The sequence below is a fragment of the Polyangium sorediatum genome (assembly GCF_029946465.1).
Taxonomy (GTDB): Bacteria; Myxococcota_A; Polyangia; order Polyangiales; family Polyangiaceae; genus Polyangium; species Polyangium fumosum.
The window spans coordinates 1-21351 of record NZ_JARZHI010000095.1; the positions used below are offsets into that span (position 1 = coordinate 1).

General features: G+C 70.4%; 15 protein-coding genes and 1 pseudogene. 6 read left to right on the top strand and 10 right to left on the bottom strand.

Annotated elements, in window-relative coordinates:
• Positions 1 to 246: pseudogene (locus tag QHF89_RS45345) on the bottom strand (hypothetical protein); the annotation flags it as partial.
• A gap of 157 nt (positions 247 to 403) precedes the next feature.
• Here QHF89_RS45345 and QHF89_RS45350 point away from each other — a divergent pair.
• Together QHF89_RS45350 and QHF89_RS45355 are read left to right on the top strand one after the other, a co-directional pair.
• Positions 404 to 1882: a hypothetical protein gene (locus QHF89_RS45350; protein WP_136970412.1), complete on the top strand. Its 1479-nt coding sequence runs from the start codon at positions 404 to 406 to the stop codon at positions 1880 to 1882.
• 10 nt (positions 1883 to 1892) lie between these two features.
• Entirely contained in the window at positions 1893 to 3029 is a 1137-nt protein-coding gene (locus QHF89_RS45355) for an acyl-CoA dehydrogenase family protein (RefSeq protein WP_136970411.1), read from the top strand.
• 43 nt (positions 3030 to 3072) lie between these two features.
• Here QHF89_RS45355 and QHF89_RS45360 read toward each other — a convergent pair whose 3' ends face one another.
• The 7 genes from QHF89_RS45360 to hxsC4 all read right to left on the bottom strand — a co-directional run bounded on the left by QHF89_RS45360 (position 3073) and on the right by hxsC4 (position 10087).
• Positions 3073 to 3237, bottom strand: coding sequence for a hypothetical protein (locus tag QHF89_RS45360; RefSeq protein ID WP_170229927.1), 165 nt, complete (start codon positions 3235 to 3237; stop codon positions 3073 to 3075).
• A 71-nt stretch (positions 3238 to 3308) separates the two neighbouring features.
• Positions 3309 to 4064, bottom strand: a complete 756-nt coding sequence (locus tag QHF89_RS45365) for an AgmX/PglI C-terminal domain-containing protein (RefSeq protein WP_284721795.1) — start codon at positions 4062 to 4064, stop codon at positions 3309 to 3311.
• Positions 4061 to 5188: an acyl-CoA dehydrogenase family protein gene (locus QHF89_RS45370; protein ID WP_136970410.1), complete on the bottom strand. Its 1128-nt coding sequence runs from the start codon at positions 5186 to 5188 to the stop codon at positions 4061 to 4063. Before QHF89_RS45370 ends, QHF89_RS45365 begins: the two co-directional genes overlap by 4 nt.
• 37 nt (positions 5189 to 5225) lie before the next feature.
• Entirely contained in the window at positions 5226 to 6257 is a 1032-nt protein-coding gene (locus tag QHF89_RS45375; RefSeq protein ID WP_136970409.1) for a hypothetical protein, read from the bottom strand.
• On the bottom strand, positions 6229 to 7986 hold the full coding sequence (locus tag QHF89_RS45380) for a serine/threonine-protein kinase (RefSeq protein WP_136970408.1): 1758 nt from the start codon (positions 7984 to 7986) through the stop codon (positions 6229 to 6231). Before QHF89_RS45380 ends, QHF89_RS45375 begins: the two co-directional genes overlap by 29 nt.
• Positions 7987 to 8038: 52 nt before the next feature.
• On the bottom strand, positions 8039 to 8914 hold the full coding sequence (locus tag QHF89_RS45385; protein WP_284721796.1) for a sensor histidine kinase: 876 nt from the start codon (positions 8912 to 8914) through the stop codon (positions 8039 to 8041).
• A gap of 135 nt (positions 8915 to 9049) precedes the next feature.
• Positions 9050 to 10087 (bottom strand): radical SAM protein HxsC4, encoded by a 1038-nt coding sequence (hxsC4, locus tag QHF89_RS45390; RefSeq protein ID WP_136970406.1) that lies wholly within the window; start codon positions 10085 to 10087, stop codon positions 9050 to 9052.
• Positions 10088 to 10187: 100 nt separating this feature from the next.
• Between hxsC4 and QHF89_RS45395 the strand changes: the two genes are divergently transcribed.
• Together QHF89_RS45395 and QHF89_RS45400 are read left to right on the top strand one after the other, a co-directional pair.
• Positions 10188 to 11333 carry an acyl-CoA dehydrogenase family protein gene (locus QHF89_RS45395; protein ID WP_136970405.1) on the top strand — a complete coding sequence of 382 codons (1146 nt, stop codon included), beginning with the start codon at positions 10188 to 10190 and terminating at the stop codon, positions 11331 to 11333.
• Positions 11334 to 11571: 238 nt separating this feature from the next.
• Entirely contained in the window at positions 11572 to 13689 is a 2118-nt protein-coding gene (locus QHF89_RS45400; protein ID WP_136970404.1) for a hypothetical protein, read from the top strand.
• Positions 13690 to 13753: 64 nt separating this feature from the next.
• Here the strand turns inward: QHF89_RS45400 and QHF89_RS45405 are convergent, their stop codons facing one another.
• Together QHF89_RS45405 and QHF89_RS45410 are read right to left on the bottom strand one after the other, a co-directional pair.
• Positions 13754 to 15313: a serine/threonine-protein kinase gene (locus QHF89_RS45405; RefSeq protein ID WP_136970403.1), complete on the bottom strand. Its 1560-nt coding sequence runs from the start codon at positions 15311 to 15313 to the stop codon at positions 13754 to 13756.
• Complete coding sequence (locus tag QHF89_RS45410; RefSeq protein ID WP_284721797.1) at positions 15310 to 17646, bottom strand: FecR domain-containing protein; 2337 nt, start codon at positions 17644 to 17646, stop codon at positions 15310 to 15312. Before QHF89_RS45410 ends, QHF89_RS45405 begins: the two co-directional genes overlap by 4 nt.
• Positions 17647 to 17812: 166 nt before the next feature.
• On the opposite strand from QHF89_RS45410, the gene QHF89_RS45415 reads away from it, so the two are divergent.
• Complete coding sequence (locus tag QHF89_RS45415; protein WP_136970401.1) at positions 17813 to 19573, top strand: OmpA family protein; 1761 nt, start codon at positions 17813 to 17815, stop codon at positions 19571 to 19573.
• Positions 19570 to 21339, top strand: a complete 1770-nt coding sequence (locus QHF89_RS45420) for an adenylate/guanylate cyclase domain-containing protein (RefSeq protein WP_136970400.1) — start codon at positions 19570 to 19572, stop codon at positions 21337 to 21339. The genes QHF89_RS45415 and QHF89_RS45420 overlap by 4 nt, the downstream gene beginning before the upstream one ends.
• Positions 21340 to 21351: the final 12 nt, after the last annotated feature.

The window sequence follows — 21351 nt, forward strand, 5'->3', positions numbered from 1 at the left end:
CGTGGTTGTGGGCGCGGGGGCGGCGGCGGGCGCGGCTGTGGGCGCGGGGGCCGTCGCGGGGGCGGCGGCGGGCGGGGTCGTGGGGGGCGCCGGGGGCATCACCTCGGCGGCGGGGCTCGGGCCGGGCGCGGCCTCGGTTTTTGCGCTCGAGCAACCCGCGAGCGCGCTGAGGGCGAGGGCGGCGAGGCCCGTACACGACGCACCGTGGACGAACGCGGAGGGCCTGGGAGCAGAGGCGCGAGGCATGGCGAGGAGCGGCGCGGGCCGCGAACGACTCCCAGTTACGCGTTTGACGCCCGGTCTGCAAAACATTTAACATGGCCAAGGCCTCTGCGCGGGAAGGAAGAGCCATTTTGGGCTGCCCGCGCGTGGGGCGTTCGTGTCGTCGAGGAGGCGCCGTCCGATGAGCTTGGGGCACCGTTACCATGGGCGGATCGTCTTGATCGGATCGTTCGTCGCGGCGCTGTTCGCGGCGTGCGCGCAGGGCAATCATGTCGATCAAACCGGCGGCGCGGGCGGCGCGGGCGGCGCGGGCGGCGGGGGCATTCCGCCGGGCCAGATCGGCGGCCCGTGCAGCGACGACATGCCTTGCGAGCAGGGCGAGTGTACGGTCGTCGGCGCGAACAAGTACTGCACCGTGCCGTGTCCGCCCGGCTGCCCCGAGGGGACGTACTGCGCGCTCATCAACGGCGACTCGATCTGCGTGCCCGATCTCGGCAGCCAGTGCATGCCGTGCACGACGGTTCTTCAATGCCTGAACCCCTCGGACGCGTGCTTGAAGGCGCCCGCGGGGGATCGCTTCTGCGCGCGGGATTGCACGACGGATGGCCAGTGCCCGAACGGCTTCACGTGCCTCGAAGGCGCGAAGTATCCGCCGACGCAGGGAGGCGAGATGCCGGACGCGGGGCCGCCGGACGACGCGGGGACTCCGGGCGACGCGGGGGATGGCGGGCTAGACGACGGCGGCGTGGATGGGGGGCCGACGAAGCCTCCGCAGGGGCAAGCCCACAAGTTCTGCGTGCCCAACGTGCCGTTCTCGTGTCCGTGCAACGAGAAGCGGGACGGGGTCGAGAAGGACTGTTCGAACTCGAACCAGTACGGCACGTGCACGGGCGTCGAGGCGTGCAACGGCGCGTCGAGCTCCTTCGAAGGCTGCACGGCGAAGGTGCCCGCGGCCGAGACGTGCAACGCGCAGGATGACGACTGCGACGGGATGAGCGACGAGGGCGAGCCGAACGAGCTCTGCAGCGCGGAGGGCCCGGTGCCGCCGCACGCGTCGTGGACCTGCTCGCCACAAGGCACGTGCGGGCTCGGGCCCTGCGAAGTGGGGTGGGCGGCCTATCCGCCCGGCCCGATCGCGAACGGATGCACGTGCCCGGTCGAGATGGGCGAGCCGAACGACCTCTGCGCGAACGCGACGCCCGCGGGCAGCGTGAGCGACACCGACGGGAGCAGCATCACGATCACGGGCACGCTCGGCGGCGCGGCGGACGTGGACGTGTGGTCGTTCGACACGGTGGATACGAACGAGCTCACGACGAACTCGTACCACGTGAGCATCGACTTCATGACCCCGCTGCCGAACGACGAGTTCGTGATCGACGTGATTCGCGGCGAGGCTTGCACGGACACGCCCTCGGGCGGCGCTGTGGGGATCACGTCGTACGACTGGTGCGTCGACGGGAAGTCGGCGGACGGCCTTTCGGGCGAGGTGCCGTGCGCGAACGACGGCTCGCAGCCCGTGCACTGCAACAACAACTCCATGAAGTACTTCGTGCGCGTCTCCCGCAAGCTCGGCGCCCCGGGGACGTGCACGCAGTACAGCCTCTTCGTGACCGCGAAGGGCGGCGATCCTTGCGATTTCACGCAGAAGTGCCAGTAACGGCCTGACCATGGACCTCGATCCGAACGAGACCGAGGCGCTCGTCCAGCGCACGGCTCGCGACTATGCCGAGCGGGTGATCCGGCCCGTCGCGGCCGATCTCGACCGCGACAAGGACATCCCGCGCGACATCCTGCGCGGGCTCGCCGAGCTTGGCCTGATGGGCGTGAACGTGCCCGCGGCGCTCGGCGGGGCCGAGGCGGGCGTCGTGGCGTACGCGCTGGCGATGATGGAGATCGCGCGCGCGTGCGCCTCCACGGCCGTGACGATGAGCGTGACGAACATGGTCGCGGAGGTGATCGCGCGGTTCGGCACGGAGGCGCAGCGCGCGACGCACGTGCCGCGGATCTGCGCGGGCGAGTACGCGGCCGGGTCGTTCGCGTTGAGCGAGCCGGAGGCGGGCAGTGATCCCGGCTCGATGCGCACTGTCGCCGAGCGGACCGAGGAGGGCTGGGTGCTGCGCGGCCAGAAGCAGTGGATCACGAACGGCGCGTGGGCCGGCGTGTTCGTGGTCTGGGCACGCACGGGCGGGCCGGGGACACGCGGGCTGTCGGCGTTCCTCGTGGAGGGCGGGACGCCGGGGCTCCGGTGCGGCCGGCCCGAGGACAAACTGGGGCTGCGCGCGTCGAACACGGTGCCGATCGAGCTCGATGATTGCAAGGTGCCGGCGGACGCGCTGCTCGGCAGCGAGGGCGAGGGCTTCAAGATCGCGATGATGGCGCTCGACGGCGGGCGCATCGGGATCGCGTCGCAGGCCGTGGGCATCGCGACGGCGGCGGTCGAGGAGGCCACGCAGTACGCGCGTGAGCGCAAGCAGTTCGGCCGGTCGATCGGCGACTACGAGGCGATCCAGTGGTCGCTCGCCGATTCTCGGACGGAGCTCGACGCGGCGCGGGCGCTCACGCTGCGCGCGGCGTGGCTCAAGGAGCAGGGGCGTCCGTTCTCGGCTGAGGCGGCGATGGCGAAGCTCTACGCGAGCGAGGCGTCGAACCGGATCTGCCAGCGGGCGCTGCAGATCCACGGCGGCTACGGCTACGTGCGCGACTTCGCGGTGGAGCGTCACCTGCGCGACGCACGCGTGACGACCATCTACGAGGGGACGAGCGAGATCCAGCGGATCGTGATCGCCCGGAGCGCGACGCGCTGAAGGATGGAAGGCACCCCGTGGGGGCATCCACGGGGTTTGTCCGTCAGACGAAGAACCGCGTCAGGATGAAGACGACGACCGCGATCACGGCCCCGAAGAGGAGCGCGTAGAGCAGGACGCGCTTCAGGATGGCGCGGAGCTTGTTCTTGAGGAGCGTCTTGACGAGCTTCCAGAGCAGGTCGAGGACTTCACGGATGAGCTTCCACACGCGGAGATCCTAGCGCGGCTCGGCGCGCCTTGTCTCAGGCCCGAACACTTCTTCACGAGGCCGGCGAGGGCTCACTCCGCGACGAGGGACACCTTGCCTGCGTAACTTCCAGGCGACGGGAAGCTCATGCCACGCAGCGCGTCGACGACACACGTGGCCGCGGCGTCGCCCTTGGGATCGGCGCTCGACACGCCCACGGAGAGGGGCTTGCCGTCGGTGTCGAGGTACATCGTGGCCTTGATCGGGCCTGCGCCCTGGCTCGCGCGGCACGTGGCGAGCGCTTGTTGGGCCTTGGGCAGCTCCTTGCCCAGGCGGCCCGGGTCGAGCGAGACGGGCGGGCGCTCGTCGGCGCTCGGGTCGAAGGAGAAGCCGCCCTCGGCGAGGCCTTCTTTTCCACCCACGGGCGAAGGCCAGCTCGCGCCGCGCAGCGCGCCCAGCATGCACGACTCGGTGTCGCGATCGCCGAGCGTCGACTCCTTGAGGTACGCGACCGTGGCCGTTCCGCCCTGCGCGATCCGCAAGGCGAAGCGGATCTCGCCGCCCATGAAGGGAATGCGGCGCACGCCGTTGTGGAAGCACGCGCTGAGTTTGTCGGAGGTGCGTTGCAGCGTCGACTGCACCTTGTCCTGATCGAGCGCGCCGATCTCGGCTTCGACGTCGGCGCCGCCGCTCCCGCCGCTGGTCGAGGAATCCGTGCCGCCCGTGTCCGGCGGCTTGTTCACCGCCACCTCGCCCCCGCAACCCGCGAGCGAGGCGAGCGCCGCGATCGCGGCGATGTGGGCCCGAAGGGAACCAATACCCAGGCTTCGTTCGTTGCTCTTCATCATGCCTTCAACATGGTTTGCGCGATGATCGATCGCTGCGTTCCGCTGCTCTCCTCGACGAGCTCGGTGGTGCGCGCGTCGCGGAAATGACGTCCGAGGCCTTCACTCGTGCCTCCGCCGCGCGCGCCGAGGATGTCCATGGCTCGGTGCGCGACGCGGGTCGACATCTCGGAGGCGAAGAGCTTTCCGATGGATCGCTCGGCCGACGAAGGCGCGCCGCGATCCGCGAGGTGCGCGGCGCGTAGCACGAGCAGGCGCGCGGCCTCGATCTCGACGGACATGTCCGCGAGCTGCGCCTGCATGCCGAGCAGGCCCGGCGTCTTCACGCGATCCTGCGTGCGCTTCACGTGCGCCGCCGCCTTCTCGAAGGCCGCGCGCGCGACGCCGATCGCCTCCGCCGCGACGGCGATCCGCGCGTCTTCGAGCGCCGCCGTGGCGATCGCCTGTCCCTCGCCCGCCGCGCCGATCACGTCCGCCGCGTCGATGCGAACGCCACGCGCGCGCAGCAAGGCCGCGCCCGCCGCGCGCCGGCCCACGCTTGTCTCCGCGGGCACGAGGTCCAGCCCGGGGGCGCTCTTCGGGACGAGGAGCGCGACGAGGCGGGGATCGTTCGCGGCGCGGTTCGTTGCGGCAAACACCAGGAACACGTCTGCCGCGGAGCCGAGGATCACGGGGCCGGCTTCCCCCTCGAGGACGAACCCTCCGTCGGCGCTGGGCTCGGCGAAGAGGGAAGGGGGCTCCGCGGGATCGGGCATCGCGGCCGCGCCGAGCGAGGCGCCACGCGCGAGCGGGGCGAGGTGCTTCTGTTTTTGCGCGTCACTTCCCGTGCGGAGAAGCGTGCGCGCGACGAGCGCCACGTGCGTGCCCACGATCGCCGCCGAGCTCGCGCACGCGGCGGCGATCTCCTCGATCACGAGCGCGAGCGAGACGAGGTCGCCGCCGGATCCGCCTTGCTCCGCGGGGATCGTGAGGCCGAGCAGGCCCGCGTCGCCGAGCGCGCGCGTGTGTCCTTCGGGGAGGCGCGCGTCGTGATCGATCTCGGCGGCCCGCGGCGCGAGAGAACGCGCGGCGAGGGCGCGCGCGGCTTCCTGGAAACGCTTTTGCTCGTCGGTGAGGTCGAAGTCCATGGCAGGTCGTGGAAACGGTTGTTGTACCGGTGCGGGCTCAGAACGTGCCCAGGATCGAGGCGCCTCCGCCGTGGGAACCCAACGAAGGAACGAGCCATGCGCGAGGCGCCTCGGGGCCAGGCTCCTTCGGCGGGGAGCGCGAGACGAAAAACAAGACGACGCCCGCGGCGAGCGCCGCGCCGCCCACGCCGAAGCCGATCGTCGAGGCGAGGGCCTTCGTCTGCGCGCCTTCGATGAGGGCGAATCCCTCGGCGTTGCACTTCTTTGCAGGGCAGAGCGGATCGGCCTTGCCCACGTCGCTCGACGCGAGCCCGCCGAACACCGCGCCGACGCCGAGCGCGGCGACGCCCAAGCCGCCCGCGACAAACGCCGCGATGCGCAGGCCGTTCGTGCCGGATGCGGCGGGCGGCGTGTCGATCTTCTCGACGGGCTTCACGTTCGGATCCGCCACGAGCGCAGGCACCGAGACCGTCTTCAGGTCGGCGTCCTTGCCGACGACGATCTTCGTGGACCACGACGAAAACCCGGGCGCGCTCGCTTCGATCGTGTGCTCGCCGGGATCGACGGGGATGGGGTCGCCGAGCAGCGCGGCCCCGAGGACCTCGCCGTTCCGCTTGAGCACGAGGCCCGCCGCGGCCGTCTCCGCGTCGATGCGCAGGCGCGAGAGCTTGGGGGCGAGCTTGCCCGCGAACTCTTCGGCGATCCGCAGGCGATCGGCGTCGCCCGTGGCGTGCGCCAGGGTCGCGGCTTCCTTGTACCGCGCCCACGCGGTGGCGGTGCGGCCGAGCTGCTCGTTGCAGAGCCCCAGGTTCAAGAAGGCGCCGACGGAGGGATCGAGCCGCGCGCTCTCCTCGAACTTGGGGCACGCCTCCGCGGGTTTGCCCTGGTCCATGAGCTCACGGCCGCGCACGAAGGCCGCCTCGGCGATGGCTTTCTTGTCGCCGTCCTGCGCGGCCGCGTGCTCCGGAGCCAGCGCGATCGCCGCCGCGAGCGTGAGCGCGGCGGCGAGAGGCCTTCGAGGGGCGCGGGCCGTCGAGGCGCTAGCGGCGCGTGAAAGCGGTGTTTGCATTCTTCTTTTTCGTCGTGCTCGACGGCGCCGTCGTGGCCTTGCTCGTGGGCTTCGGGCCCGGCGGAGGCGTCGCAGGCGCGCTCGTGGAGGCGCCCGGCGCCGGCAACACGGCGGGCGACACAGAGGCCGATCCGCTCGGCGAGGGCGTGGATTCGGGCGTGATCGCGGGCGCCGTCGACGTCGGCGAAGCCGTGAGCGCAGCCGCGGCGATCGCGGGGGCCGCCTCCGGCACGCCGGCGGCGATCGGCGTCGTCGAGGAGGCTTCGACGCTCGATCGGAACAGGAACACGAGCACGCCGCCGAGGATCCCGATGAGCGCGCCGAGGCCGAGCGCGACGAACAGGAACGAGCGGCCCGCGTCGGGCGCGGGCGGCCGCGTGCGCGCGGCGCTGGCGAAGGCGGCGGCCGCGTGCGCGCTCCGCGGGCCCGTGTAGAGGTCGGCCTCGATGCGGCTCAGATCGGGCTCGATCACGTCGAGCGGCGGGGTTTGCCCGAGCGTGAGGATGCTCGGCCCGGTCGTCGTGGACGCCGTCGGGAGCTCCGGCGCGGACGCGATCTGCACCGGCAGCGGCATCGTCTTGTGCGCGGTCTGCGCGGCGACCTCAACGGGCGGCGTGGCGGAGGCCAGCGTGGAGCTGATGACCGAGTTGCGTCGCCCCGTGTTGGGGGGGAGCGGCACGGTGCTCGGGACGTCGGTCCCTTCGGGGATCCCGCGCGCGCTCGGCACCTGCATCGCAGGCAAGGTCGGCTGGGAGGGCAAACGCGGGGACTCGCCGGGCGCGCCGACGGCGGGCGGCGGCAGGCCGGCCATGCGCGCGACGCGATCGAGGGTGCTCTGCGAGCGCGAGGGCGCGTAGGGCGCGAGCGCGACGGCGAACTCGGCGATCGACTGGTACCTTTGGTTCTTGTCGCGCTCGTAGGCGCGCGCGATCCGCTCGGCGAGGTCGGCCGAGAGGTCGGGACGGAAGTCGCGGAGCGGGCGCGGCGTGCCCGTGAGGACCTCGGCGCAGAGCTGGGGCAAGGTCTCCGCGTAAAACGGCTGCGTGCCCGCGATGAGCTCGAAGAGCGTGATGCCGAGCGAGTAGATGTCGGTGCGGTGATCGACGCCGCGTGTCTCCTGCATCTGCTCGGGCGACATGTAGAGGGCCGATCCCATCGCGGTCGACGTGCGCGTCAGCGCGTGTTCGCCCGGCGCGCCTTGCATCTTCGAGATGCCGAAGTCGAGCAGCTTGACGAGCGGCGAACCGTCGCGGCGGCTCGCGAGGAAGAGGTTCGCGGGCTTCAGATCGCGGTGGACGATGCCGTACGAGTGCGCCTCGGCGATGGCCTCGCAGGCCTGCAGGACGTAGTCGATCGCGTCGGGCACCGCGAGGACGCCGTCCTTGAGCTGCCTCGCGAGGTCCCGGCCGTCGAGGAACTCCATCACCATGTACGGCGCGCCATGGTCGAGCGTGGCCACGTCGAGCACACGGGCGACGTGCTCGCTCTTGATCTTCACGGCGGCGCGCGCCTCGCGCTGGAAACGCGCGGACGCCTCGGGGTGCTGCGCGTATTCGGGCAGGAGGAATTTCAGCGCGACCCGCTCGTCGAGCGCGACGTGCCGGGCCTCGACCACGTAGCCCATGCCACCTTGCCCGAGCACACGCTCGACGCGGTACTTCTGAGCGAGGAGGGTGCCCGGTACGACGGCGGTCGCCGGCGAGGCATGGGGAGACGCAATCGACGTCACGGACCTGGGCCCATGATGCGGCCCACGGCCCTCGGACGGCAAGGACGTTCTCTCACGTGCAGAGCGGGAGATCGAAGCGCACGGCCGTTCCCTTGCCGAGCTCGCTCTCGATCTCGATGTATCCGCCGACGGCCTCGAGGAGACTCTTGACGACGGAGAGCCCGAGGCCCGTGCCTTTGCCCGAAGGTTTCGTCGTGAAATAGGTCTCGAAGACACGCGCGAGGATCTCGGGCGACATGCCCATCCCCGCGTCCTCGACGAGGCACACCGCGCGCCCCGTCTCGCGGTTCTCGCTCACCTCGATGCGGATGAGCCGCCCCTCCGGCGGCTGCTCGCTCACCGCATCCGCGGCGTTCGTGACGAGGTTGACGAAGATCTGCTCGAGCTTCGTGCGGCTCATGGCCACACGCACGGGCGCCGGCGGGGCGTGCGTCATGATGCTGACGCGCTTCGTGCGGCCCGAGACGTGGAGCATCGAGAGCACGTCGGAGATGACGGCCACCACGTCGAGGACCTCCTGCCGATCCTGGCTCGGCGTGCCGAGGTGCAGGAGGTTCCGCGCGTGCTCGGTCAGGTGCGCGACGCCGCGATCGAGGGCCACGAGATCGTCGGGCTCCGGCGGCTTGCCCGCCTGGGCGCGCATGCGGATGAAGGTCGCGGTGTGCGTGAGGACGGCGGCGACGTTGTTGAGCTCGTGCCCGACGCCCGCGGCGATGGTGCCGAGCGTGGCGAGCCGGTCGGCCTGGAGCAGGCGCGCGCGCGTGCGTTCGAGCTCCTCCATGAGCCATTTGCGGTGCGCCTCGGGCTCCTGCGGGATCGGCGGCACGTCGCTCTTGCGGCCGCCCACGATCACGCTCGAAGGGCCCAGGCTATGCGGGCCCGAGTGCGGGCCCGAGTGCGGGCCCCCGTGCGGGGTGCTCTGGAACATCGGACGTGGGGGAGGGGCCGGCGGGAGGGGGGGCCCGTTCGAAGCAGGGGATCCCTGCGCTCTCACCCCGCCCCGTACGTCGCTCTTGCCGTCGCTCATGCCTGCTCGGCGATGGTAACACGTTTGGCCAGGGGATCACCGAGCGTTTGGGGGGCCGAGGATCGGCTCGAACTCGTCCCAGCCGTACCGCTTGAGGTAGTTGCGCCAGACACCCTCGCATTGCGGCCCGTATTTGCACGTTCCGCACGCTTGGCGTTTGTCCCGCTGGGCCTCGTCGAGATCTTGCCGTGTGACGAGGACGAGCCCCCGCCCGCGCCCGTCCGCGGCCCGCTCGGGCGCGCGCGTCGCGACGAGGTTCGCCTGATCGCCGAGGTCGAAGTGCCGGTAGCGCTCGACGTACCCGCGGTTGAAATCGGCGACGCCCTCCGTCGTGCAGAGCGGGATGTCCACGAGGAACGCCATCGGCCGCGGCTCGCCGACGTCTGCGAGGAAGCGACGGAACGTGTCGGCGATCTCCGTGTAGCGCGGGAAAATCTGCTCGAAGTACGTGTCGGCGCGGCCGTTCGCCTGCATCACGTTGAAGACGACCTGATCGACGCCGCACTGCCGCAGGAAGCGGTAGATGTCGAGCATGTGCGGGAGGTTCCGGTCCGTGAGCACCGTCGAGGTGTGCAGCTCGACGCCGAAGCGCTTGAGCTTCGTGATCGAGGCGAGGCCGGCGACGGTCTGCTCGAAGCTGTCGGGGGTGCGGGTGAGGCCCTCGTGCAGCTTCTTCGTGTGGCCGTGGATCGAGACATAGAACCGGTTCATCCCGGCCTTCGCGAGCAGCGCGGCGTAGGGCAGGTGCGAGAGGCGCCGGCCGTTCGTCATCACGCTGATCTTGCGGTAGCCGAGGCCCTTGGCCATCGACACGAGGTCGGGCAGCTCGGGGCGCGTCGTGGGTTCACCCGAGGTGAAGCAGACCTCCTCGGAGCCCTGGTTCTGCTCGAGGATCCACCGCACGCGATCGGTGGTCATCGCCGAGTTGTTCACGTAGCGGCCGTCGCGATCTTCCTCCATGCAGAAGATGCAGTTGTTGTTGCAGACGGCGCCGATGGAGACGTGGATGCGCTCCTCGCGGGTGGTGAGCCGCTCGGCGATGGTCGGCTCGGCAGCGTTGGCTCCGTCGGACAAGTCGGCCTCGGGAAAAGCGTCTTCCAGCGCGTGGCGTGTGTCAACCGCCTTCCAGATCCGATGGACGCGCGTCGGGAGCTTTGGTAGCCCCTCCTTACAAATGGATAGGAACCTTTTCCGCGAAGAGCACGAGCTGTTCCGAACGTCCTTCCGCCGGTTCGTCGACCGGGAGATCAAGCCGCACCAGGAGCGGTGGATGGAGGAGGGGAGCGTCGACCGCGAGGCGTGGCGCAAGGCGGGGGAGGGGGGCTTCCTCTGTCCATGGCTCGATCCGGCCTACGGCGGCGCGGGCGGCGATTTCCTCCATTCGGTGATCGTGATCGAGGAGATGGCCCGGGCCTACGACTCCGGCTTCGCGATGTCGCTGCACTCGGACGTCGTCGTGCCGTACCTCGCGACCTTCGGCACGGAGGAGCAGAAGCAGCGCTGGCTGCACGGGTGTGCGTCCGGGGAGATCGTGACGGCGATCGCCATGACGGAGCCCGGGACGGGCAGCGATCTCGCGGGGATCGCGTCGACGGCCGTGCGCGACGGCGACCATTACGTCTTGAATGGGGCGAAGACGTTCATCTCGAACGGCATTCTTTGCGACATCTGCATCGTGGCGGCGAAGACGGACACGAGCCCGGAGAGCGCGCACCGGGGCATCAGTCTGTTCGTCGTGGAGGCAGGGACGCCGGGGTTCGTGAAGGGCAAGAAGCTGCGCAAGATGGGGCTGCCCTCGCAGGACACGTCGGAGCTCGCGTTCGAGGATTGCCGCGTGCCCGTGAAGAACCGCCTCGGCGAGGAGGGCGGGGGCTTTTTGATGTTGATGCAGAAGCTCCAGCAGGAGCGGCTCGTCGTGGCGATCGGGAGCCAGGCGGGGGCGGAGCGGATCCTCGAGGACACGATTGCGTATTGCAAGGAGCGCAAGGCGTTCGGCAAGCCGATCGCGAAGTTCCAGAACACGCAGTTCAAGCTGGCGGAGTGCGCGACGAAGGTCGAAGTGGGCCGCGCGTTCCTCGATCGTCTCATCGCGGAGCACATCGCGGGCAAGTACCTCGTGAAGGAGTGCTCGATGGCGAAGCTCTGGCAGACGGAGATGCTCGGCGAGGTGGTCGACGAGTGCCTGCAGTTCTTCGGCGGGTATGGGTACATGCTCGAATACCCGGTGACGCGGGCGTACATGGATGCGCGCGTGCAGAGGATCTTCGCCGGGACGAACGAGATCATGAAGGTGATCATCGCGAAGCAGATGGGGCTCTGAGGGGGCTGCCCGGGGCCTGCCCGGGGCCTGCACGAGCGCTGCCGCCGCAGGCTGGGACCTGCGGCCGCTGCATGCTGCGGCCTGCGGTCTCGCGCGCTCCGCCCGGCGCCATTTCTGCGCGGACAGGGCATTTCCGCCCGAATCACCCCCGAACCCACGTCGCCCCGCCTCCTGGCACGACCTCTGCAATGGGCCCCTGCAGAGAGTACGACGCGTTTCGTCGTGCGAGGAGTTTCTTATGACGATCCGACATCTGGGGATGGCATCGCTGCTCGTGACGTTGTGCGCTTGCGGCGATGTCGATCGGAATGCCGAGCTTTCCGCGACGGAAGCGGAAGACAACGTGGAGACGGGCGCGGCAGAGCAGGCGTTGATGGAGCCTCTCGACAAGAGGACGATCCCGATTCGGGCCATCGCGCTCGCAGACTCGGCTTGTTCGACGAGGCCTCAGTCGCTTTGCGGATCGAGCTGCGGCGGTAGCGCGGGCGAGCCCGATAGCAGCCGGCTCGAGCAGGGGATTGCGACGGCGAACGCCGTCTACGCGGCCGCCGGCATCGAGTTCAAGCTGCGCTCGTTCGACGTCGTGCAGGCGCCACGACTCTGGTGCCCCTCCCCCGGCTGGCAGACGTGGGCAAACGTCAAAAGCGAAGTGACGGCGGCCTTCCCGGAGGTGCCTTCGAATGCCTGGCTGAACACGGAGCAAAAAGGCGGCATTGCGTCGGGCGCCTCGAAGGCGAGCGATTGGTGGAAAGCCGCCGCGGGGACGTACGCGTCGAGCGACGAGATCGTGATGATCATCGGCGGGGCCTACAGCGGCAGCTCCGGAGACTTTCCCCACGTCGGGAAGGTCATCAACATGTCGACCGCGAATCTCATCGGCAATACGGTCGGACACGAGCTGGGGCATTATCTGGGGCTGGCGCATCCAGGCGACACGGCCTTCGGCGCCGACCCGGAGACGGACCTCACGTGGAAGAAGAGCGCTCGGTACGATCTCATGTTCCGGGCCAAGCCGAGCAACGGCGGCCCCGAGTTCTACGACAGCGCGAGCGACGCGAGCGTCTATGAAAGCTCGCTCCAGCTCATCAAGCCCTCCTGCAGCTATGCCGCCGGCACCTGCAACCTGAGCTGCACGCTCGCTGGAAGCTTGTTGACGGCGGGTGATCCCCGCATCGACGCGCTCGTGCGCCTGTATCCAGACAGCAGCGTCGGCGTCAACATCATGGAGAACCCGCCGACTGGCTGCACGCGGCACATCGCCCCGTCGCAGGCGGACAACGTGTGGTCGTTCCTCAATTACGAGCCACCCGTGTCGACGGAGTTCGCCGAGCGTGTCGACACGCTCCCGAGCGGGTTCTCGGCGGGCGATCTCACCGCCGGTCGCTCCCGCCTCGGCCTCGTCCGCTCGTTCTGGTCCGACCAGGCCAATTTCTGCCGGACCAGCAGCGAGCGCCTCTATGCCGGATACTTCAACAACGACGACCGTGTGGACCTCTTGTGCAACCAAACGGACGACGGAGACATGCTCGTCAATCTCGCTCAGCCGGATGGCTCGTTCAACGGATCCGATTGGATCTCCCCCGGCCGGAACTTCTGCCGTCAGGCAGGCGAACACCTCTACATCGGCGATTTCAACAACGACAATCGTGACGATCTCCTGTGCAATCAAGACGACGGCGACATGCTCGTCGACTTCGCCGACACGAGCGGGCGCTTCGAGGGGAGCAACTGGATCAAGTCCAACCTGAACTTCTGCGTGGGCTCCGGCGATCGCCTTTACATCGGTGATTTCGATGGCAACGGCTCCGATGACCTCCTGTGCAACCGGAGCAACGGCGACATGCTCGTCGACTTCGCCGACGCGAGCGGAGAGTTTGCCGGCGCGGATTGGACGTATACCAGCCGGAACTTCTGCGTGACGGCAGGGGAGACCCTGTACGTCGGCAAGTTCAACGCCGACAGCAAAGACGACCTCCTCTGCAACCAGAGCGATGGCGAGATGCTCATCGATTTCGCCGGCACCACGAGCGCGCTGTTCACGGGCAGCAACTGGATTCAAGATCGCGACTTTTGCCTGGGCAGCTCTGCCAAGCTCCATGTCGCGGACATCAACCGCGATGGTCGTGACGACCTCCTCTGTCGCAACCAATCCACGGGCAAGACGGAGGTCGGTCTCGCCAACACGAGCGGGCAGTTCCCGTCGATCGACTGGCGAGGCAACATCGACGGTTGGTGCAGCGGCTCGTCGGTGAAGGACGTGTACCTCGGTGATACCGACAATCAATATGGCGCAGACATCATCTGCAACGAGACCAACGGCAAGTTGAGCGTGGCGAGGTTGCGACTCGAGCCCTGACGTGTTCGGGGGGGCGGATGCGCGCGCGTGGATGTTATGGAACCCCCCCCGCAGCGGCGCGCCCCTACCGCCCCCGCCGCAAGATCCGCCCAATCTTCTTCCCGAGCCCATCGGGCCCCGCGGGGGCATTCGCCACGTCCGCCGCGCCTGCCGAGACGAGCCGCGTCATGCGCTCGGGCGTGAGCGACGACGCGCAGACGAGGACCCGCGCCCGCGGCAGGGTCCGCGCGAGCTCGGCGAGGTGCGCGGCCGCGCCGTCGATATCGGCGCCTGCGTCGATGAGCACCACGGTGAGGTTCGCCCGGCCCTTGTCGTCGAGGGCTTCGAGCGGGATCAGATAGATGCCTTGGGAGGCGAGGCCGGTGACACACGAAGGGTCGATGCCGGACGCGCTCGGCATCCGGATCCATCCGACCTCCGTGAGCCCGTGTCCGGGATCCGTCGAGTCCTGGGCGCGGGCGATTTGCCCTTCCCATTGCGGCACGCGTGACTCCCGGCCGCCGAGCGGCTCGTTCCCTTTGCGCGTGACGAGCTGCGTCGCGAGCGATTGGGGGTCGAGCGCGTCTTCGAGCCGCTTCTTGGCCACCCCGGCGTTTGCCGGCCTGCGCTCCGGCTGCTTGGCGAGCATTTCGAGGCGCAGCTTTTCGAGCAGCGGCGGCACGGGCTCCGCGCCGGTGGGGCGCGCGAGCGGCGGCGGCGGCAGGAACAGGTGCGCCGAGATGATCTCGATGGAGTTTTTTCCGAGGAACGGCGGCCTGCCTTGCAGCATCGCCGTCAGGACACACCCGATCGCATAGATGTCCGTCGCGGGGCCGACGGCGAGCGAATGGCATTGCTCGGGGCTCATGTACTCGGGGGTGCCGCCGACGGCCTCGGGCTTCGTGAGCGTCGGGCCGCTGTCGTCCTCCTTGGGCAGCTCGACGTGCGCGAGGCCAAAATCGAGGATCTTGACGGTGCGTTTGCCGCCCACGTCCGTCAGGAAGACGTTCTCCGGTTTCAGATCCCGGTGCACGATGCCGCGCGCGTGCGCCACGTCGAAGGCGTCGAGGATTTGCCCGAGGATGTCCCGGATGTCGGTGAGCGGCGGCGCCGCGTCCCGGTCGCGGAGCCACGAATGCAGCGTGACGCCGACGAGGTATTCCATGACCAGGAAGGGCAGGCCTTCGTCTTCGCCGTAATCGATGACGCGGACCACGTTCGGGTGGTCGAGCAGCGTCGCGGCCCGCGCCTCGCGGTAGAACCTCCGCACGTAGTCGGGCTCGATCGAGATGTTGTAATGGAGCAGCTTCACCGCGACCGGCATCCGCAAGGTCACGTGCTCGGCGCGGTAGACCTCGCCCATGCCGCCCGAGCCGATGCGGGCGAGGAGGCGGTATTTGCCCGCGAGGACGAGGCCGACGTGCCCGCCGGTGCGCTCCCGGAGGATCGGGGGGGCCTTCGCGACGGCCTGGTACGCGAGGTCCTGGGGGGAGGGGAGGGTTTGCAGCGTCGTGTGGTGCTGCGCTTCGAGCGCGTCGAGATCGTCGGCCCCGGGCGGGCGAACGCTGATGCGCATCGGAGCCTGCCCGCTCGTCGGGCCCCCAGGCTTCGAAGGCGAACGATCGTCGTCGTCGTCGTCGCTCATCGGCTCTCTGTCTCCAGGCGGAATCCGAGCGATCCGGTCACCGTGCCCGCCGCCTGCCAGGTGACGCTCTCCGCACGCCCGACCCAGCCGGACAGCGCGAAGAACACCGAGCCGCCCGCCTCGACGCCGGCCGTCAGGCCATAAGGAACCACGACCGTGCCGGCCTGCCCGATCGTGGCGAGCACGTGGGCATCGGCGACGACATACGCCCGGAGCCAGCGCAGGGGGTCGTAGGTCGCGCCCACGAGCAGGTACGGCTGCACCCAGGGGATCTGCGCGGACGGCTCCTCCAGGAGGAAGCGCGCGCCCGCGTTCACGACCCACGTCATGCGGCCCTGCGCCCCGCCGGCGGCGCCTCCCAGGTCGAACATGACGTCGCGCCGGTTTTCGAGCGGCAGGCCCACGCGAACGAGCGGCGCGATTTCGAGCTCGGAGTCGCCGCGCTCGAAGACGCGGTAACGCGCCCCGAGCCACGCCATGTCCTCCGTGGGCACGCTGCCCGGCATCGTGCCTGCGTTTCCGCGTTCGAAGGGCGTCGTGACGATGAGCGCGTCGAGCCCGAGCGCGCCGAACGAGCCGCTGACGCGGCCATTGGCCTGGAAGACCGGGCCGTTCGCCGTGCTGCCCGCGCTCAGGCCTCGGCCGACGGCCGTGGGCGCCGTCGGGCTCGTCCAGGGCACGGCCGTGACGCCCGCCGGGCGGAAGGGCGGCAGCCACGCGCCGAGCGGGCGGAGCTGCGGGCGCCGCGGCGGAGGCGGCAGGGGCTTCTCCGGCGCGAGGATCGTGGTCGTGCCGAGGACCTTTCCGTGAGCGTCGAGCACGTCGAGCCGCACCTCCCCGTGGGCGTCGCCGACCGGGAAGGAAGCGAGGAGCGCGCCGCCCTCGGCCACGGTGAGCGGGATCGTCTCCACGCGCTCGCCGAGGCGGATCCGGAGGCGCGGCGCGACGCGCTTCGGGATGTCGATCTCGCCGAGCCCCTTCGTGGCGACGTGCACGTGGATCTCGCGCTTCGCCGCGTCGAACGTGGCGGCCGGGGTCGTCGTGACGGGCGTGGGGACGAGGGTGATCCGCTCTTCGAGCCCGCTCTTTGTACGGAAACGTAACGTCTTCGGCGCTTGCTTGAGGAGGTCGATCTGCGCGGGCGGCGGGCCGAAGGGGCCTTCGTCGAGGGCCACCTCGACGGGGCTCGACGCGGTGAGCGCGAGGACGCCGTAGGGGTTCACCGTGACGGTCTTGCCCTCGAAGCGCGCGCCCTCGCCGCGAAGCTCGGCTGCGACGACGTCGATGGTGCGCACGTCCGAGGCGACGCCGAGGTACTCCTCGACGTCGATGGCGCGGACCCGCACGCGGTAGAGGCCCGGCGGCATCTTTTCGGCGCGGAAGGAGCGCACGTCGGCGGGGATCTCTTCACGCACGACGAGGTCGTGGAAGCCCTCGTCGCGCGAGACTTCGAGCCGGTAGGACTTGGCCTTCTCGACGGGATCCCAGCTCGTCGTGATCACGGCCGTGCCCGGGGGCGCGAGCACGACGGACGCCGATCCTCCGTCCTGCCAGCGCGGGGCGGGCGGCAGCGGGCGCGGCGGGGCGGGCGGCGCCTGGCCTTCGAAGCGCGTGCCGTAGTTCTTCGGCACCGTCACCGTCTTGCCCCCCGACTGGACCGCGGCCTTGCCGTCGAAGACCGCCACGGTCGTGCGCGCCTTTTTCCGCTCGATGACGGTGTCGCTCGACGCGGCGCGCACGACGCCGCCGTCGGGCACGGCGACCTCGGCCGGCTCGCCGCGCAGCGCGGAGAGCCCCGCCTGCACCTCGCCCGCCTCGATCTCGACCGCGGGCGGCGTCTTCGCGACGCTCGTCTTGCCGGCGGTCCCGTAGATCACGACGAGCGTGTTCTGCGCGAGGAAGACGTGCGTGTGATCGAGGAACTCGATGTGCGCGCGGCCCTCTTCCATCGTCTGGACGTTGTGGTTGCGGTAGAGCGCGGCGCCCGTCACGACCGTGTCCCACCCGCCGCCCGAGGGCCTGCCGCGCACGTTGGGGTGGCTCGACTTGATGCGCGCGTCGGGTACGCTCGTGACGCCCTTCGGCAGGATGAGCGTGATGCCCTCGGGCAAGGGCTTGCGGCAGTCGACGCGGTTGTAGCGGTTGATGAGGGGCACGTGCGCGGCCGCGCCGTACATGACCTTCGCGATGTCGTCGCACGTCTCGCCCTTCTGCACGCCCCAGTGCACGATGGGCTCGAGGAAGCCGGGCGGCGGCGTGTCGGCGTGGGCGCGCGGCGCGACGGAGAGCACGAGGGCCAGGGCGGCCGAGGCTCCTCTCACGACTGTGCGCATGCCCATTCCTCCGACGACGCGCGGACGTGAGGCCACGCCGCCACCCGCCAGCATAGACACGGTTCGTGGCGGCTGGCGAGACCCGGCGCGTCTCGCGGCGGCGGCCCCCCCACCTCGCTTCGTTTCGGGTTGCCCCCTCGCGTCCGCTGCCATAGCGTCGCCCCCTATGGTCGCCCGGCGTTTCCGCTCCCTTGCGTGCGCGGGCGCCGTGTGGCTCGCGCCCGCCGCGGCGAACGCGCAGGCGGCGACCGCGCTGGAGCGGCTCGAACCGGCGCCCGCAGGGGACGGCTTTTTCGCGGTGCCGCGCGCCGAGGTGGCCGGCGACCTCCGCGCCTCGGCCTCGCTCGTGTTTTCGTACGCCCACGCGCCGCTTTCGCTCCGCGTGGGGGCGGGCGACGCGGCGCAGGAGGCCGGCGAGGTGGTCTCGTATCAGCTCACGGGGCACCTGCTCGCCGCGATCGAGATTCGCCGGTTCTTGAAGCTCGACCTCGACGTGCCGGTGACGCTGGCCCAGGGCGGGGAGTCTCCCTCGATCACAGGGCTCGTTTCGGCGCTGCCGCCCGGCACGCCCACCACGTACGGCTCGCCCGCGGGCGCCGCGATGAACGATCTGCGGCTCGGCGTGCGCCTCGTGCTCTTGCCCCAGCGCGGCGCGATCCCCGCGGCGAGCCTCGTCTATGCGGTGTGGGTGCCGACGGGGGACGCGACGGCGTTCACGGGTACGGGCGAGGTCCGGCACATGCCGTCGATCGTCGTGGGTGCCGACATGGGCCGGTTTTCCTACTCGATCGCGCTCGGGCGGCGCGTGCAGGACACGCGCGGCGGGCTCGGGCTGCTCGGCGGTGAGCTCGTCGCGGGAGGCGCGATCGCCGGGCGTTTCGGGCGGTTTTCGGCGAACGCGGAGCTTTACGGATCGACGGTGACCGTGGACGCCTTGCCGTTTGGGCGCGGGACGACGAACATCGAGCTCTTGCTCGGCGGCCGCGCCACGCTGGGTCCGCTCGCGCTTGGCCTCGCCGGCGGGCCCGGGCTCACGGCCGGCGTCGGGACGCCGACGTTCCGGCTCGTGGCGAGCGTGGGGGCCTCGTTCGACGTGCCGCAGAAGGCGAAGGCGAGGCCTGGCGACGCGGCGAGCGGGGACGCTTCGGCTTCCGGCAGGGATCCGAAGGCGAACGCGAAGGGGAATTCAAAGGGGAACAAGGGGCCGGGCGTCGAGGCCGCCGCGGCGCCCGACGCGGACGGTGATGGCGTGCCCGACGCGAAGGACGTGTGTCCCGATCGCGCGGGGGACGCGACGCCGACGGCCGCGCGGCCCGGTTGCCCGCCCGATCGGGACGGCGACGCCATCGCGGACGCGGACGACGTCTGCCCCGACGAAGCCGGCGTGGCGAGCGCCGATCCCGCGCGTTACGGCTGCGCGCTCGACACGGACGGCGACGGGATCGCCGACGTGGTCGACGCGTGCCCCAAGGAGCGCGGGGAGGCGAACGCGGACCCCAAGATTACGGGGTGCCCCGCGTCGGTGCGCGTCGAGGGCACGCAGATCGTGATCCTGCAGGAGGTCAACTTCGCCACCGGCAGCGACGTGATCGCGCCCGAGAGTTACGCGCTCCTGGAGCAGGTCGCCGCGGTGCTCGCGCAGCACCCGGAGATTGCGCGGGTCGCGATCGACGGACACACGGACAACGTCGGCGTCGAGCGGGCGAACGTCACGCTCTCGCAGCGGCGCGCCGTGGCCGTCGTGCGCTGGCTCGTGGATCACGGCGTGGACGCGCGGCGCCTGGAGGCGCGTGGCTTTGGTCCACGAAGGCCGGTCGCGAGCAACGACAAACCCGAGGGGCGCGCCAAGAACCGCCGCGTGGAGTTCCAGATCCTGCGGCGCACGCCGCTCGGCGAGGCCGGTTGGAAGGAAGGCGCCGCGAAGTGAAGCTCGGCTCGATCGGCGCGCGCGCGCTGCTCCTGTTCGCGGCGGTCGGGCTCGTGCCCGTCGGCGCGGTCGTGGCGCTCTTGCTCTCCGTGAACCGCCAGGCGGTGCAGACGAGCGAGCAGCAGCTCCAGGCGGCCGTGCTCGAAGAGCTCGAGCGCGCCACGATGCGTCATGTCGAGGGCGTGCGCGTCGATGCGGATGCCGTGGCGTTTGCGCTTTACCAGGCCGCAGGCGCGAAGTCCGCGGCCGGCGGGGATGGGCTCGATGCGGTTCGCGCGATCCTCGGTACGCGCCGCGAGCTCGGCGCCGTCCGCTTCGAGGTGCCCGAGCGTAACGTGAGCACGGTGCTGCGGCAGAAAGGCGACGAGGTCGCCGCGGGCCCCGACGTGCCCGCCTCGACGCCCGCGATGCAAAAGGCCGCGGACGAGCACGGCATGGGCGTCGCGCTGCTCGGGCCGGGCAAGGGCCTGCTCGTGGTGCCGATCCCCGCGGTCGAGGGCGTGGCGACGACGGCGCGCGGCTACGTCACGGCCGCGCTCGACTTCGTGGATCTCCAGCGCGAGATCGACGACATCGCGGGCCGTCGTTTCGGCGGCGCCGTGGGCCTCGTCGTGGTCGACGCGACGCGGCGCAGCGTTGCTTCGCACGGGATGCCCGAGATCGGCGCCTTCGCCGACACGGCGAGCCACCCGCTCTGGAACGGTTTTTCCAAGGAGAACCCCGGGGTCGTGGGCGTGGTGCGGGTCGCGCCGTATCACGCGGAGAGCGGCGCGGACATGATCGGCGTGGTGCGTTTCCTCCCGGGCCTCGGCTGGGGCGTCGCGCTCGCGCGCCGCGAGGAGGACGCCTTCGCCGTGCTCTCGGCGATGCAGCGCCGCGGCGGCATCGTCGCGCTCGGCGCGGCGTTGCTCGCGCTGGCGGCGGCGGCGCTCTCGGCGCGCTGGATCGCGCGGCCGATCGTGCACCTCGCGGGGCAAGCGCGCCTCGTCGGCGAGCGTCGCTGGCGGGAGCTTTCGCTCTCTTCGCCTCGCACCGACGAGATCGGCACGCTCACGACCGAGCTTTCTCGGATGGCGACCGACCTCGAAGGCAGCGAGCTCGAGATCGCCCGGCAGGCCCGACAGCGCGCGGATCTCGGCCGGTTCCTGAGCAAGGAGCTCGTCGAGGCGATCGTGAGCGGCCGGCACGAGCTCGCCCTCGGCGGTCGCCGCGCGGCGGTGAGCGTGCTCTTCGCCGATGTCGTCGCGTTCACGCCGCTCGCGGAGACGAGGCCGGCCGAGGAGGTCGTGACGCTGCTGAACGAGCTGTTCTCGGTGCTCACGGAGGTCGTCTTCCGGCACGGGGGCACCGTCGACAAGTTCATCGGCGACTGCATCATGGCCGTGTGGGGCGCGCCCGTGGCCCAGGAGGATCACGCGGCCCGCGCGCTCGCCGCGGCCGAGGACATGATGCGGTTCCTCGAGACCGCGAACGAGTCGTTTCGCGAGCGGTACGGGACCACGATCGAGCTTGGCATCGGCATCAACTCGGGCGAGGTGCTCGTGGGCAACATCGGCTCGGACAAGCGGATGGAGTACACCGTCATCGGTGACGTGGTGAACGTCGCCGCGCGGCTGGAGGGGATCGCCCGTCCCAACCAGGTGCTCGTCGCAGAGACCACCCACGGGCTCGTGGCGGACGCCGCCTTCGAGCTCTCGCCGCTCGGCGAGCGCGCGCTCACGGGCCGGAGCGCGACGACGAAGGTCTACGAGCTCGTGACGAGCTGAGGCTTTTTTGGA

Coding starts and splice junctions, on each gene's coding strand:
- QHF89_RS45365 (WP_284721795.1), bottom strand. CDS start 4,064: ATGATGAAGAGCAACGAACGAAGCCTGGGTATTGGTTCCCTTCGGGCC.
- QHF89_RS45375 (WP_136970409.1), bottom strand. CDS start 6,257: ATGCAAACACCGCTTTCACGCGCCGCTAGCGCCTCGACGGCCCGCGCC.
- QHF89_RS45385 (WP_284721796.1), bottom strand. CDS start 8,914: ATGTTCCAGAGCACCCCGCACGGGGGCCCGCACTCGGGCCCGCACTCG.
- QHF89_RS45355 (WP_136970411.1), top strand. CDS start 1,893: ATGGACCTCGATCCGAACGAGACCGAGGCGCTCGTCCAGCGCACGGCT.
- QHF89_RS45350 (WP_136970412.1), top strand. CDS start 404: ATGAGCTTGGGGCACCGTTACCATGGGCGGATCGTCTTGATCGGATCG.
- QHF89_RS45410 (WP_284721797.1), bottom strand. CDS start 17,646: ATGCGCACAGTCGTGAGAGGAGCCTCGGCCGCCCTGGCCCTCGTGCTC.
- QHF89_RS45415 (WP_136970401.1), top strand. CDS start 17,813: ATGGTCGCCCGGCGTTTCCGCTCCCTTGCGTGCGCGGGCGCCGTGTGG.
- QHF89_RS45400 (WP_136970404.1), top strand. CDS start 11,572: ATGACGATCCGACATCTGGGGATGGCATCGCTGCTCGTGACGTTGTGC.
- QHF89_RS45405 (WP_136970403.1), bottom strand. CDS start 15,313: ATGAGCGACGACGACGACGACGATCGTTCGCCTTCGAAGCCTGGGGGC.
- QHF89_RS45395 (WP_136970405.1), top strand. CDS start 10,188: ATGGATAGGAACCTTTTCCGCGAAGAGCACGAGCTGTTCCGAACGTCC.
- QHF89_RS45370 (WP_136970410.1), bottom strand. CDS start 5,188: ATGGACTTCGACCTCACCGACGAGCAAAAGCGTTTCCAGGAAGCCGCG.